The 13,144-nt window shown below is 72.2% G+C and carries 14 protein-coding genes, 1 tRNA gene and 1 pseudogene; 9 read left to right on the plus strand and 7 right to left on the minus strand.

All coding sequences use genetic code 11. The features are described 5' to 3' along the window. Both NOD94_RS36445 and NOD94_RS36450 read left to right on the plus strand, forming a co-directional pair. Positions 1–533 (plus strand): annotated as a pseudogene (locus tag NOD94_RS36445) (sel1 repeat family protein); the annotation flags it as partial. 129 nt (positions 534–662) lie between these two features. Then, positions 663–736 (plus strand) — tRNA-Met (locus NOD94_RS36450). 165 nt (positions 737–901) lie between these two features. Here the strand turns inward: NOD94_RS36450 and NOD94_RS36455 are convergent. Then, positions 902–1,321, minus strand: coding sequence for a Fur family transcriptional regulator (locus NOD94_RS36455; RefSeq protein ID WP_281210522.1), 420 nt, complete (start codon positions 1,319–1,321; stop codon positions 902–904). A 130-nt stretch (positions 1,322–1,451) separates the two neighbouring features. On the opposite strand from NOD94_RS36455, the gene NOD94_RS36460 reads away from it, so the two are divergent. After that, a complete protein-coding gene (locus tag NOD94_RS36460; protein WP_281210523.1) occupies positions 1,452–2,921 on the plus strand; it encodes a catalase in 1,470 nt (489 codons plus the stop codon). A 118-nt stretch (positions 2,922–3,039) separates the two neighbouring features. Here the strand turns inward: NOD94_RS36460 and NOD94_RS36465 are convergent, their stop codons facing one another. Together NOD94_RS36465 and hisN are read right to left on the minus strand one after the other, a co-directional pair. Then, on the minus strand, positions 3,040–3,432 hold the full coding sequence (locus tag NOD94_RS36465; RefSeq protein ID WP_281210524.1) for a CBS domain-containing protein: 393 nt from the start codon (positions 3,430–3,432) through the stop codon (positions 3,040–3,042). A 167-nt stretch (positions 3,433–3,599) separates the two neighbouring features. Beyond that, the gene (gene hisN / locus NOD94_RS36470) at positions 3,600–4,403 is read right to left on the minus strand and encodes a histidinol-phosphatase (protein ID WP_281210525.1); all 804 of its coding nucleotides are present in this window, start codon (positions 4,401–4,403) and stop codon (positions 3,600–3,602) included. 125 nt (positions 4,404–4,528) lie between these two features. Between hisN and NOD94_RS36475 the strand changes: the two genes are divergently transcribed. Further along, positions 4,529–5,143 carry a TetR/AcrR family transcriptional regulator gene (locus tag NOD94_RS36475; RefSeq protein ID WP_281210526.1) on the plus strand — a complete coding sequence of 205 codons (615 nt, stop codon included), beginning with the start codon at positions 4,529–4,531 and terminating at the stop codon, positions 5,141–5,143. On the opposite strand, the gene NOD94_RS36480 is transcribed toward NOD94_RS36475, so the two are convergent. From NOD94_RS36480 to NOD94_RS36495, 4 genes are all read right to left on the minus strand, one after another. Beyond that, positions 5,109–5,432, minus strand: a complete 324-nt coding sequence (locus NOD94_RS36480; RefSeq protein WP_030011402.1) for a multidrug efflux SMR transporter — start codon at positions 5,430–5,432, stop codon at positions 5,109–5,111. The genes NOD94_RS36475 and NOD94_RS36480 overlap by 35 nt on opposite strands. Positions 5,433–5,547: 115 nt before the next feature. Then, positions 5,548–6,558, minus strand: coding sequence for a ribosome small subunit-dependent GTPase A (rsgA, locus tag NOD94_RS36485; RefSeq protein ID WP_281210527.1), 1,011 nt, complete (start codon positions 6,556–6,558; stop codon positions 5,548–5,550). 8 nt (positions 6,559–6,566) lie between these two features. Next, complete coding sequence (gene aroA / locus NOD94_RS36490; protein WP_281210528.1) at positions 6,567–7,916, minus strand: 3-phosphoshikimate 1-carboxyvinyltransferase; 1,350 nt, start codon at positions 7,914–7,916, stop codon at positions 6,567–6,569. A gap of 53 nt (positions 7,917–7,969) precedes the next feature. Next, entirely contained in the window at positions 7,970–8,683 is a 714-nt protein-coding gene (locus NOD94_RS36495) for a M50 family metallopeptidase (protein ID WP_281210529.1), read from the minus strand. 53 nt (positions 8,684–8,736) lie between these two features. On the opposite strand from NOD94_RS36495, the gene NOD94_RS36500 reads away from it, so the two are divergent. From NOD94_RS36500 to NOD94_RS36520, 5 genes are all read left to right on the plus strand, one after another. Further along, the gene (locus NOD94_RS36500; RefSeq protein WP_281210530.1) at positions 8,737–9,552 is read left to right on the plus strand and encodes an SOS response-associated peptidase; all 816 of its coding nucleotides are present in this window, start codon (positions 8,737–8,739) and stop codon (positions 9,550–9,552) included. A 28-nt stretch (positions 9,553–9,580) separates the two neighbouring features. Beyond that, positions 9,581–10,249: an alpha/beta family hydrolase gene (locus NOD94_RS36505; protein ID WP_281210531.1), complete on the plus strand. Its 669-nt coding sequence runs from the start codon at positions 9,581–9,583 to the stop codon at positions 10,247–10,249. 318 nt (positions 10,250–10,567) lie between these two features. Next, on the plus strand, positions 10,568–11,212 hold the full coding sequence (locus tag NOD94_RS36510) for a sigma-70 family RNA polymerase sigma factor (RefSeq protein WP_266576354.1): 645 nt from the start codon (positions 10,568–10,570) through the stop codon (positions 11,210–11,212). Then, a complete protein-coding gene (rsrA, locus tag NOD94_RS36515) occupies positions 11,209–11,511 on the plus strand; it encodes a mycothiol system anti-sigma-R factor (RefSeq protein WP_136213975.1) in 303 nt (100 codons plus the stop codon). The genes NOD94_RS36510 and rsrA overlap by 4 nt, the downstream gene beginning before the upstream one ends. A gap of 202 nt (positions 11,512–11,713) precedes the next feature. Beyond that, on the plus strand, positions 11,714–13,144 hold a 1,431-nt coding region (locus NOD94_RS36520), incomplete at its 3' end, for an HD-GYP domain-containing protein (protein WP_281210532.1).

The following is a 13,144-nucleotide window of genomic DNA, read 5'->3' on the forward strand; positions in this document are numbered from 1 at the left end:
CCGCCGAACGGCACCTGCGCTGCGCGGCGGGCGGCGGCAGCGCGGAGGCGGCCTTCCGGCTGGCCTCGCTGCTGGAGTCGCTGGCCCCGCCGCCGGAGCCGGTGGCGCTGGGCGAGCCGGCGGGCGGGGCCGCGCGGACCGAGAGCGAGGAGTGGTACGAGCGGGCCGCCGAGCAGGGGCACCGCAGGGCCCAGGTGCGCGTCGGCATGCTGGCCGCCGCGCGGGGAGACCTGGCCGTGGCGGCGCGCTGGTACCGGGAGGCGGCGGAGGCCGGGTCGCGCAACGGCGCCTTCAACCTCGGGCTGCTGCTGGCCCGGGAGGGCAGCGAGCCCGAGGCCGCCCTGTGGTGGACCCGCGCCGCGGTCGCCGGCCACGGCCGGGCCGCCCTGCGCCTGGGGCTGCTCGCGGCCCGGCACGGAGACCTCTCCGAGGGGCAGAAGTGGTGCGTGCGGGCCATGGAGCTGGGTCCGGCGGAGGTGTCGGAGCGGGCGGCCCGGCTGCGCGACGCCCTGGCCGAGGAACTCTCGGCCTGATCCGCAACCGGGCCGGTGCCGGGGCCGGCGCCCTGTCCGGGCTGCCGGGGGCGGGCGTACCCCGCCCGGGTGCACCCGTTAACCGATTTGCATCTGCCGTCGACCTCCCCGTACAGTGAGGTTTACCGACGCGGGGTGGAGCAGCTCGGTAGCTCGCTGGGCTCATAACCCAGAGGTCGCAGGTTCAAATCCTGTCCCCGCTACTGAAGGCCCGAGGCCCGGATCCCATTGGATCCGGGCCTCGAGTCGTTTCCGGATGCAAGTCGTGGCGGCGAGCGCACGCGAAGGACGCCGAGGGCAAAAGGGAGCGGCGCCGGTCGGGGCTGTTCGCCCCGGCCGGCGCCGTATCCGTGCTCGCGCTCTCGCGGTTACGCGCCCGCGCAGTTCGGGCACACCCCGCGGTACGTCACCTCGACCGCCGAGATCACGAAGCCGAAGCGCTCGCCGTCCGGCAGGTCGGCCATCGGGTCGCCCGCCGGGTGGACGTCGCGGATCGCGCCGCACTGGGCGCAGACCAGGTGCTGGTGGGGCCGGTGGGCGTTCGGGTCGTACCGCTTTGCGCGCCGGTCCGTCGAGACCTCCAGGACCTCGCCGAGGCTCACCAGCTCGCCCAAGGTGTTGTAGACCGTGGCTCGAGAGATCTCGGGCAGTTTGGTCACGGCGCGCGCGTGCACCTCGTCCGCCGTCAGGTGGACGTGGTCGCCGTCGAGCACTTCGGCGACGACGCGCCGCTGGGCGGTCATGCGCCAGCCGCGTCCGCGAAGTCGTTCCAGCAAGCGGTCACTCATAGACGCCAGCCTAACAGCGAGGCGATTCGGTGTAGATCCCGAACCGGTGCGGAATTGGATGCTTACTTGACTTAGACAAAGTCCATCGTAGGATCGGTTACGGCAAACGCCAAGGACAGGAACAGCAGTAATGACGCAGGAGGCGCACGTGACGCAGGGACCGCTCACCACGGAGGCCGGGGCTCCGGTCGCCGACAACCAGAACAGTGAGACCGCCGGCGTCGGCGGGCCGGTTCTCGTCCAGGACCAGCTCCTGCTGGAGAAGCTCGCGCACTTCAACCGTGAGCGCATTCCGGAGCGCGTGGTGCACGCCCGCGGCGCCGGCGCCTACGGCACGTTCACCCTCACGCGTGACGTCTCCCAGTGGACCCGGGCGAAGTTCCTGTCCGAGGTCGGCAAGGAGACCGAGACCTTCCTGCGCTTCTCCACCGTCGCGGACAGCCTCGGCGGCGCCGACGCCCGCCGTGACCCCCGCGGCTGGGCGCTGAAGTTCTACACCGAAGAGGGCAACTACGACCTCGTCGGCAACAACACCCCGGTCTTCTTCATCCGGGACGCCATCAAGTTCCCCGACTTCATCCACACCCAGAAGCGCGACCCGTACACGGGCTCGCAGGAGCCGGACAACGTCTGGGACTTCTGGGGCCTGTCGCCCGAGTCCACGCACCAGGTGACCTGGCTGTTCGGTGACCGCGGCATCCCGGCGTCCTACCGCCACATGAACGGCTACGGCTCGCACACGTTCCAGTGGAACAACGAGGCCGGCGAGGTCTTCTGGGTCAAGTACCACTTCAAGACCGACCAGGGGATCAAGAACCTCACCCAGTCCGAGGCCAACGCCCTCGCCGGTGAGGACCCGGACTCCCACCAGCGCGACCTGCGCGAGTCCATCGAGCGCGGGGACTTCCCGTCCTGGACCGTCCAGGTCCAGATCATGCCGGCGGCCGAGGCGGCGGAGTACCGCTTCAACCCGTTCGACCTCACCAAGGTGTGGCCGCACGAGGACTACCCGCCGATCGAGATCGGCAAGCTGGAGCTCAACCGCAACCCGGAGAACGTCTTCGCCGAGGTCGAGCAGTCCATCTTCAGCCCGGCGCACTTCGTCCCCGGCATCGGTCCCTCCCCGGACAAGATGCTCCAGGGCCGTCTCTTCGCGTACGGCGACGCCCACCGCTACCGCGTCGGCATCAACGCCGACCACCTGCCGGTGAACCGTCCGCACGCCACCGAGGCGCGCACCAACTCCCGTGACGGCTTCCTGTACGACGGCCGCCACAAGGGTGCGAAGAACTACGAGCCCAACAGCTTCGGCGGCCCCTTCCAGACCGACCGGCCGCTGTGGCAGTCCACCGCCGTCACCGGTGGCACGGGCAACCACGCCACCCCCTCGCACTCCGAGGACGACGACTTCGTCCAGGCGGGCAACCTGTACCGCCTGTACTCGGAGGACGAGAAGACCCGTCTGATCGAGAACCTCTCCGGCTTCATCGCCAAGGTCTCGCGCGACGACATCGCCGAGCGGGCGATCAACAACTTCCGCCAGGCGGACGGCGACTTCGGCAAGCGGCTGGAAGCCGCGGTCCAGGCCCTTCGCGGCTGATCGGTCCGCTTGTCGTAGCAGGCCGCCGGGCCGGAACCCCCAGTCGGGGTTCCGGCCCGGCGGCCGTTTCCGGCTGGGCGCGTGCGTGCGTGCGTGTGTGCGTGTGGGTGGGTGCGGGTCAGGCGGGGACGGTGCGCCGGGCCGGCGCCCAGCAGCGGACGACGTCGCGTACGGACACGATGCCCACCGGGCCGCCGTCCTCCAGCACGATCAGATGGCGGAAGCCGCCGTGGACCATGGCCTCGGCCGCTTCCCGCAAGGTGGCGTCCGGGGTGCAGAAGACCACGTTGTTGGTGGTGTGCGCGCCCACGGACTCGCGGTCGGGATCGTGCCCCGCGCCGAGGGAGTTGAGGATGTCGCGCTCGGTCAGGATGCCTATGCCGCTGTGGTCGGGATCGAGGACGACGGCCGCGCCGACGCGCCGGCCGGACATCAGGCAGGCCGCCTGACGCAGGGTGTGCGCGGGTCCGAGGGTGAGGATCACGGTGCTCATGGCGTCACGGACGAGCATGGAGAGAGCCACCTCCTGGGTGAGCCCCCGCTTGGGTGGGGTGCTCCGGCGAGGCACTCCTTCGAGAAATGCTTCACAAGCGCACAAGCGGGGGGATCCTCAGATTCCCACGGCGGTGGAGGGTCAACAAGGGGGCGTGCTCGGCGCACTCGGCGGCGCGCGGAAGGTCAGGCGCGCGGCCGGAGCAGGTCCAGCATCTCCTCGTGCAACAGCCCGTTGGAGGCCGCGGCGTTCCCGCCGTGCACCCCGTCCGCCCCGCCAAGGTCGGTGAAGCGGCCGCCCGCCTCCTGGACCACGACCGCGAGCGCGGCCATGTCCCACAGGCTCAGCTCGGGTTCGGCGCACAGGTCCAGGGATCCCTCCGCGACCATCATGTACGGCCAGAAGTCGCCGTAACCCCGCGTGCGCCAGCACGCGCGGGTCAGGTCCAGGAAGCCGGGCAGCCGACCCTGCTCCTCCCAGCCGCTCAGCGAGGAGTACGCGAAGGAGGCGTCACCCAGGGTCGCGACCTTCGACACCCCGAGGGGAGCGGTCTCGCCGAGAGCGCCGCCCGTGAAGGCCCCCGAACCCTGGGCGGCCCACCAGCGGCGACCCAGCGCCGGGGCGGAGACCACCCCGACGACCGGCCGGAACACCCCGTCGGCGTCCTCGGTCATGAGGGAGATCAGCGTCGCCCACACGGGGACCCCGCGCACGTAGTTCTTCGTGCCGTCGATCGGGTCCACGACCCAGCGGCGCGGGCCCTCGCCCTTGAGGCCGTACTCCTCGCCCAGGATCGCGTCGGTGGGCCGCGCCGCCAGGATCCCGGCCCGGACGATCTCCTCGGTGGCGGTGTCCGCCTCGCTCACCGGGGTCATGTCGGGCTTCGTCTCGACGGCCAGGTCGAGGGCGCGGAAGCGCCGCATCGTGGCGACGTCGGCGGCGTCGGCGAGCTCAAGGGCAAGGCGCAGGTCATCGTCATACTCGGGCATGCCCGAACAGTATCGACACTCCCGGGGACCGGCGAACGGGTCCCACAGTGCGGCTGGCAGGCGCCCTTGACAGAATCTGTCGCTCCGTCAACTCTGGCGGGGAGCCTATCGGGGGGAGCCGGGCGATGCCTGCGGCGCGCGAGTCCTTGCTGCGAGCGGCGGAAGCCGCCCTGTCCGTCCACCCCTGGCCCGCCGTGCGGATGACCGAGGTGGCGGCCGTCGCCGGGGTGTCCCGGCAGACCCTCTACAACGAGTTCGGCGGGAAGGGCGGCCTCGGCCGTGCCCTGGTGCGCCGCGCGGCCGACCGGTACCTCGACGGCGTGGACCGGGCCCTGACCTCCGAGACCCTGACCCCCGATGCCGCCCGGGGCCCGGCCGTCGCCGCCGAACGGCTCGCCGCCGTAGCCGAGTGGACCGTACGGGAAGCCCGGGCGCAGCCCCTCGTACGGGCCCTGCTGACCGGGTGCTGGGACGGGGCGCTGCCCTCGCCGCCCACGATGGGGTTACGGCCGGGGCAGGCGGCGCCCGGTCCCGCGGAACTGGTGCGCGCCGTCAGCGAGCGGGCCGCGGTCGCGCTCGCGCCGGAACCGGCCCAGCGCTGCGAGCTCGTCGTACGGCTCGCGCTGTCCTACGTCCTCGCGCCGTGCGCGGACGACGCCGGTCCCGGCCCGCTGCTGCGGCTCACGGGAGCCGCCTCGGCGCTGCTCAGTGGGCCGAACCGGACAGCTGGAGTCCGATGACGCCGAGGATGACCAGCGAGATCGAGACGAGTTTCAGGGTGGAGACCAGGTCCCCGAGGAAGACCATGCCGTAGATCGCGGTGCCGGCCGCGCCGATGCCCGTCCACACCGCGTACGCCGGGCCCACGTCCAGTTTCTTGAGCGCGAGCGTCAGCAGTCCGAAGCTGCCGAGCGCGAAGCACGCGAAGGCGACGGTGGGCCACAGGCGGGTGAACCCGTGGGACAGCTTGAGGCAGACCGCGAAACCGGTCTCCAGGAGTCCGGCAACCACGACCAACAGCCACGCCATGGCTTGTGCCTCCCCGCGTCAGGTGACGTCGTGTCACTTGGTGCGATGAGCATTTATCCCGATGTGACCTTCGGTAAACCCTGGCCCACCCCGCCGGACGACCCCGCGGACGGGGTCAGTCGCCCTCGCGCCGCTCCCGCGTCTGGAGCAGCCGGCGCAGCGAGTACAGCCGTGCCGGGTCGGCCTGGCCCTTCTCCACCCAGGCGTCGAGCGCGCAGTCCGGCTCGTCGTGGCCGCACGCCCGCGGGCAGTCCTCAGTCCCCGGCACCAGGTCCGGGAAGGCCAGGATCACCCGGGACGGGTCCACGTGGTGCAGGCCGAAGGAGCGCACGCCCGGGGTGTCGATGACCCAGCCGTCGCCGGAAGGCAGTGGCAGGGCCAGCGCCGAGGTCGTTGTGTGGCGGCCGCGGCCGGTGACCGCGTTGACGTGACCGGTCGCGCGCTGGCGGCCCTCGGCGACCAGCGAGTTGACCAGCGTGGTCTTGCCGACGCCCGAATGCCCGACGAAAGCGGTGATCCGACCGTTCAGGCGCTCGCGCACCCGCTCGGCCGCGTCGCCCGTCGCCAGCTCCTCGCGGTTGGTGACCACGTAGTTCAGGCCGAAGGTCGAGTAGATCTCCAGGATCTTGTCGGCGGAGGTCAGGTCGGACTTGGTGAGGACGAGCAGCGGCTCCAGCCCCGCGTCGTACGCGGCGACCAGGCAGCGGTCGATCATCCGCGGCCGGGGCTCCGGGTCGGCCAGGGCCGTGACGATGGCCAGCTGGTCGGCGTTGGCCACGACCACGCGCTCGTACGGGTCGTCGTCGTCCGCCGTGCGCCGCAGGACCGACTTGCGCTCCTCGATCCGCACGATCCGCGCCAGGGTGTCCTTCTTGCCGGTCAGGTCACCGACGATCCAGACCCGGTCACCGACCACCGCGGCCTTGCGGCCCAGCTCGCGCGACTTCATGGCGTGGACGGTCCGGTCTTCGACCAGACAGGTCAGCCTGCCGCGGTCGACGGTCAGGACGAAGCCCTCCGAGGCGTCCTCGTGCTTGGGCCGGATGTTCGTCCGCGGCCGGTTGCCCTTGGGGTTCGGGCGCTGGCGGATGTCGTCCTCGTCGGTGTTCTTGCCGTACCTGCGCATGACGGGCCCTACGCTCCCGCTCCCCGCGGCGTTTCGCCGAGCATGTCCGCCCACATCGCCGGGAAGTCGGGCAGGGTCTTCGCGGTCGTCGCCACGTTCTCGATCTCCACGCCCTTCACCGCGAGGCCGATCACCGCGCCGGCGGTGGCCATGCGGTGGTCGTCGTAGGTGTGGAAGACGCCGCCGTGCAGCGGGCGGGGGCGGATGTGGAGGCCGTCGGCGGTCTCGGTGACGTCACCGCCCAGCCCGTTGATCTCCGCCGTCAGGGCCGCCAGGCGGTCCGTCTCGTGCAGCCTCAGGTGCTGGACGCCGCGCAGGATCGACTCCGAGTCGGCCAGCGCCGCGACGGCCGCGATGCCGGGGGTCAGCTCGCCGACCTCGCCCAGGTCGACGTCGATGCCGTGGATCTTGCCGGTGCCGGTGAAGACCAGGCCGGCGTCGGTCAGCTCGCAGGAGCCGCCCATCTCGGTGAAGATCCGGCGCAGCGCGTCACCCGGCTGCGTGGTGCGGCGCGGCCAGTCGGGGATGGTGACCGTGCCGCCCGTGATCAGCGCCGCCGCCATGAAGGGCTGGGCGTTGGACAGGTCCGGCTCGACGACCATGTCGCGGCCGAGCAGCGCGCCCGGCGCGACGCGCCAGACGTTCTTCTCGCCCCCCGCCTCGGGGGTGTCGACCTGGGCCCCGGCCGCCCGGAGCATCTCCACCGTCATCCGGATGTGCGGCATGGAGGGCAGGGTAGCGCCGGTGTGCCGGACCTCGACGCCCTGGTTGAAGCGCGGGGCGGACAGCAGCAGCGCGGAGACGAACTGGGAGGAGTTGGAGGCGTCGATCTCGACCGTGCCGCCCTCCAGGGCCCCGCCGCCCTGGACGGTCATGGGCAGCGCGCCCCGGCCGTCGTCGTCGATCCGGGCGCCGAGGGCGCGCAGGGCGTTGATGACCTCGCCGAGGGGGCGCTCGTAGGAGCGCGGGTCGCCGTCGAAGCGGATGTCGCCGGTGGCCAGGGTGGCGACGGGCGGCAGGAAGCGCATGACCGTGCCCGCGTTGCCGACGTCGACGGTGGCCGGCCCGTGCAGGCCCGCCGGGATGATCCGCCAGGCCTCGCCGCTGTCCCCGTCGGCCGAGCTGGAGGCGACGGTCTCCTCGATGCCGACGCCCAGCGCGCGCAGCGCGTCGGACATCAGCTGGGAGTCGCGCGAGCGCAGCGGGCGGCGCACCCAGCCGGGTTCGGCGGCGAGGGACGCGAGCACGAGCGCGCGGTTGGTGACCGATTTGGAACCCGGCACGGTGACGGTGGCGTGGACGGCCCCGTCCGCGAGGGGGGCGGGCCAGAGGGCGTGGAGCGCGGGGGTCTCGGTCATGGCCTCCACTTTAGTGGCTTCCCCGGACCCCAGATCTTGATCGCGGCCCCGTCTCAGAGGCCGAGAAGTCGGGTTCCGCCCCCGACGAGCGAGCACAGCGCGACGACGTGGAAGAACAGCAGCCAGACGATCGGGTGCACGTGGGTGAGCCGCCCCAACTGGTCGGCGTCGGAGTCGGGCGCCCCGCCGTGCCGCCGCTTGGCCTGGAGTTCGAAGACCGGCCGGACACCGCCCAGCAGCAGGAACCACACCACCGCGTACGCGAACACCGCCTGCACCTCGGACGGCGTGAACCAGGACACCAGGACGAAGACGGCGCCGGTCAGCACCACCGTCAGGACCCCGTACGCGTTGCGGATCATGATCAGCATCACGGCCAGCAGCGCGGTCGCCACCCACAGCAGCAGCGTGATGCGGTGCGCCGAGAGGAGCACGGCCCCGCCGAGGCCGAGGAGGGACGGCGCCGTGTACCCGGCGGCGGCCGTCAGGATCATGCCGAGCCCGTAGGGCTTGCCGCGGCTGACGGTGACCCCGCTGGTGTCCGAGTGCAGGGTGATCCCGTTGAGCCGGCGCCCGGACAGCAGGGCGATCAGCCCGTGGCCGCCCTCGTGCGCGATGGTCACCGCGTTGCGGGCGACCCGCCACACCGGACGGACGGCGACGACGGCCAGCGCGACCAGGCCCGCCGCGACCACCAGCTTCCAATCCGGTTCCGTCTGTATCCCGGTGAGCCGGTCCCAGATGCCGGCCGTCGTGGTGCTGTCCATGAAGTGGCGGACTCCTTGCGGTGGTGGGCGGATGCCATGGCAGTGTGTCAGCCATGTGCGGAAGGTTTGCGGCGAGTCGTACGCCCGAGGAGCTGGCGGGGATATTCGGCGTCGAGAGGTGGGAGCCGCAGGAGACGTTGGCCCCCGACTGGAACGTGGCTCCGACCAAGGAGGTCCACGTCGTCCTCGACCGTCCCCTCAAGGACGCGGCGGACCCGCGTCCGGTTCGCCAGCTGCGGACGCTGAAGTGGGGGCTGGTGCCGTCCTGGGCGAAGAGCCCCGAGGGCGCCGCGCGGATGATCAACGCGCGGTCGGAGACCCTGCACGAGAAGCCGTCGTTCCGGCGGCCCTTCGCGCAGCGCCGCTGCATCGTCCCCGCCGACGGCTACTACGAGTGGGTCACCGCCCACGACGAACGCCGGCTGGAGGTCGAGGGGAAGCGGAAGAGGGCCCGCAAGCAGCCGTACTTCGTGCTCCCCACCGACGGCTCGGTCTTCGCGATGGCCGGCCTCTACGAGTTCTGGCGCGACCGGACCCTGCCCGACGAGCACCCCCTCGCCTGGTGGGTCACCTGTTCGGTGATCACCGCCGAGGCCGAGACCGGGCCGCTGGGCGCGGCCCCCGCCGAGGGCCCGAAGTCCCTCTCCGACATCCACCCGCGGATGCCGCTGATGCTCACCCCGGACCGCTGGGACGCCTGGCTGGACCCGGCCCGCACCGACGAGGCCGGGCTGCGGGACCTGCTGGCGCCGCCGCCGGGCGGGCTGATGCGCGCCTATCCGGTGTCCACGGCCGTCAGCGACGTCCGCAACAACGGGCCGGAGCTGCTGGGCGAGCTCGCCGCGCCGGAGGAGGGCACGCTCTTCTGACGAGGCCCGACCCGGCATGATCGGCCCCATGACACCGGAGCGCGCCGTGACCACCGAGAGCGTCGACACCCCGACGGGCGAGGCCCGCATCACCTGGCACCCCGCCCGCGCGGCGCGGCTCGTCCTCGCCGTGAGCCACGGTGCCGGGGGCGGTATCGAGGCCCGGGACCTGCGGGCACTGGCCGCCGCCCTGCCGCCGCTCGGGGTGACCGTCGCCCTCGTGGAGCAGCCCTGGCGGGTCGCCGGGAAGAAGGTCGCCGCCGCGCCCAAGGTTCTCGACGAGGGCTGGCGGGGCCTGTGGCCCGCCCTGGCCCGGCCCGGACTGCCGGTGGTGGCGGGCGGGCGCAGCGCCGGGGCCCGGGTGGCCTGCCGGACCGCCGCCGAGCTCGGCGCGGCCGGGGTGCTCGCGTTGGCCTTCCCGCTGCACCCGCCGGGCCGCCCCGAGAAGTCCCGGGCCGCGGAGCTGCTGGGCGCCGGCCGGCCCGTCCTCGTCGTACAGGGCGGACGGGACCCGTTCGGGAGGCCGGAGGAGTTCCCGGAGCCGGCCGGGCGCGACCCGTACGAACTGGTCGAGGTGCCCCACGGCGACCACGGTTTCGCGGTGCCGAAGAAGGCCGGCCCCACGCAGGAGGAAACCCTCGCGGTGATCACCGGAGCGGTGGCCCCGTGGCTCGCCCGGCTCAGTGGGCGCGAATGACATGACACATTTGCGGGTGATCCCGCTCACCCGCCTTTCGCCGCGCCCCGTAAGCGACGGAAATGGCGTGCGGGGCCGGGAATGCGGGGCCCCGGGGCCCTGTTGTGGGGAGTGTCGGTACATACGGGAAACACGTCGGAGGAGAGGGACCGCATGGCCCAGGTCATCAGCCAGAACCGTCCGCAGGCCGCTGACCTGGACTGGACCGTTCTGCCCGGCCCCAAGCGCGCTTCGCTTCGGGCGGCGGAAGGCCGGGATGGTCGACTATTCTCCGATTCGAGCGGATCCGCTTTCGGAGCCGCCACGCTGTCGGAGGAGGTGGGTCCTGTCGCTGGGACCGACGAAGGCCAGGCGCAGGAGACTACTCCGGAGCGCAACGCGCGCTTCGAGCGGGACGCCCTCGGCTACCTCGACCAGATGTACTCCGCCGCGCTGCGTATGACGCGTAACCCGGCCGACGCCGAGGACCTGGTCCAGGAGACGTACGCGAAGGCGTACGCGTCCTTCCACCAGTTCCGCGAGGGCACCAACCTCAAGGCGTGGCTGTACCGCATTCTGACCAACACGTTCATCAACTCCTACCGCAAGAAGCAGCGCGAGCCGCAGCGCAGCGCCGCGGAGGAGATCGAGGACTGGCAGTTGGCGCGCGCCGAGTCGCACATGTCGACCGGATTGCGTTCCGCGGAATCGCAGGCGCTCGACCACCTGCCCGATTCCGATGTGAAGGAAGCGCTCCAGGCGATTCCGGAGGAGTTCCGCATCGCGGTCTATCTTGCCGACGTAGAGGGCTTTGCGTACAAGGAGATCGCGGACATCATGGGTACACCCATCGGTACGGTCATGTCGCGACTGCACCGTGGCCGCCGTCAACTCCGCGGAATGCTGGAGGACTATGCCCGCGAGCGCGGGCTGGTCCCCGCCGGCGCGGGAGAGTCGAACGACCTGAAAGGCTCGGGCTCATGAGCTGCGGAGAGCCGCACGAGACGGAGTGCGCGGAGGTCCTGGACCATCTCTATGAGTTCCTGGACCACGAGATGCCGGACAGTGACTGCACGAAGTTCGAGACGCACTTCGGCGAGTGCAATCCCTGCCTGGAGAAGTACGGCCTGGAACAGGCCGTCAAGAAGTTGGTGAAGCGCTGCTGCGGATCGGACGACGTGCCGTCCGATCTGCGCTCCAAGGTCATGGGCCGGATCGAGTTGATCCGCTCGGGCCAGGCCGTACCCGATCATGACGTGACCGCCGGTCCGGCCCCCGGCTGAAGCGCCGGCGGCTGAATGGTCGCCGCTTCAACAACCGCCCCCGGAAGGGCACTTCGTTCACCCGAAGGTGCTAATCCGGGGGCGTCCGTACGGCGCAATGCGCAAATGGGCCCCGCTCCGTTCGGAGGCCGCCCTATTCTCCCCTCCCGGTACTGGTTCGATTCCGGATCCGGCCTGTGCGTCACGGGGGGAGGAGAGCGCCATGCGGGTACTTCCGCCGGCCGCGCGCGTCTGCGTCCTGTCCGCGGTCCTCGCCGCCCTCGCGTGCGTCGCCCCCGCACTGACGGACGCCTCGACGCCGTGGGACGTCGCCGCGCTCGCGGCCGGGCTCTACCTCGGCTGCGAACTCGTCCGGATCTGCCCGCTGCCGGGCCGCCGGGTCCCCGAGGGCATCGGCTCCTTCTTCCCCGTCGTCCTGGCCGCCGTCTTCCTGCTGCCGCCCGCCGCCGCCGCGCTCGTGGCCGTGCCCGGCGGGCTCGCGCAACCGGTGCTCCGGCGGCCCGCCGGCGTACGGCGGGTGTGGCACGCCGCCCAGCAGGCGATGGCCGCCTGGGCGGCCGGGCAGGTCTTCGGACTCCTCGGCGGCCGCCGGGCGATCGGCGGCGCGTCCGGTTCGGGGAGCGGGGGATCCGGACCACCGGGCGGCGCCGGGCGCACGGTCGACCCGGCGGGGTGGTCGGCGGACTTCCCCTACGCGATGCTCCCCGCCACGGCCGCCGCCGTCGCCTTCTGCCTCGTCCTGACCGCCCTCGACGGGGTCGTCCTCGCCGCCGCCGAACGCCGTCCCGCGGCCACCGCCTGGCGCGGCCTGCTCACCCGCTCCCTCCTGCCGCACTGCGTCCACGGGCTCGCCGGGCTGATGATGGCCGTCATGTGGCGCAGTCCGTACGGACTTCCGGCCGCGCTCCTCGTCCTGCTGCCGATGTACATCTCCTGCTGGGTCTTCGCCCAGTACCAGCGCGAGCAGGCCGCCCACCAGGCCACGATCCGGGCCCTCGTCCAGGCCGTCGACATCAAGGACCGCTACACGCGCGGCCACAGCGAGCGGGTCGGGCAGGCCTCCGCGATGATCGCCCGGGAACTGGGCATGACCGACGACCGGCTGGAGACGGTCCGCATCGCCGGGATCCTGCACGACGTCGGCAAGCTCGGCGTTCCGACCCGACTGCTGCGCAAGGACGGTCCGTTGACCCCCGAGGAACGCCGCGTCATCGAGCTGCACCCCGAGTACGGCCACGAGATGGTGCGCGGCATCGGGTTCCTGGGGGAGGCCCGGTCCGCGATCCTGCACCACCACGAGCGGGTCGACGGCTCCGGATACCCGTACGGGCTGAACGGCGAGCAGATCCCGGTGCTGGCCCGGGTGGTGGCGGTGGCCGACTCCTTCGACGCGATGACCTCCACCCGCTCCTACAGCCGGGCCCGCCCGGTGCCGGTCGCCCTGGCCGAGCTGGAACGCTGCTCGGGCTCCCAGTTCGACCCCGCGATGGTCCGGGCCCTGGTGGGCGCCATCGGCCGGCACGGTTGGCATCCGGTGGTCACCTCCGACGACGACCTCCAGGTCATCGGCTCCGCCGCCGCCCCCGCACGCTCCGGGCCGCCGCCCCGGGGCCGCGAGGGCGGGCCGGGCGCG

Origin of the sequence: Streptomyces sp. Isolate_45, assembly GCF_024721315.2 — a bacterium.
In the GTDB taxonomy this organism is placed as follows: Bacteria; Actinomycetota; Actinomycetes; order Streptomycetales; family Streptomycetaceae; genus Streptomyces.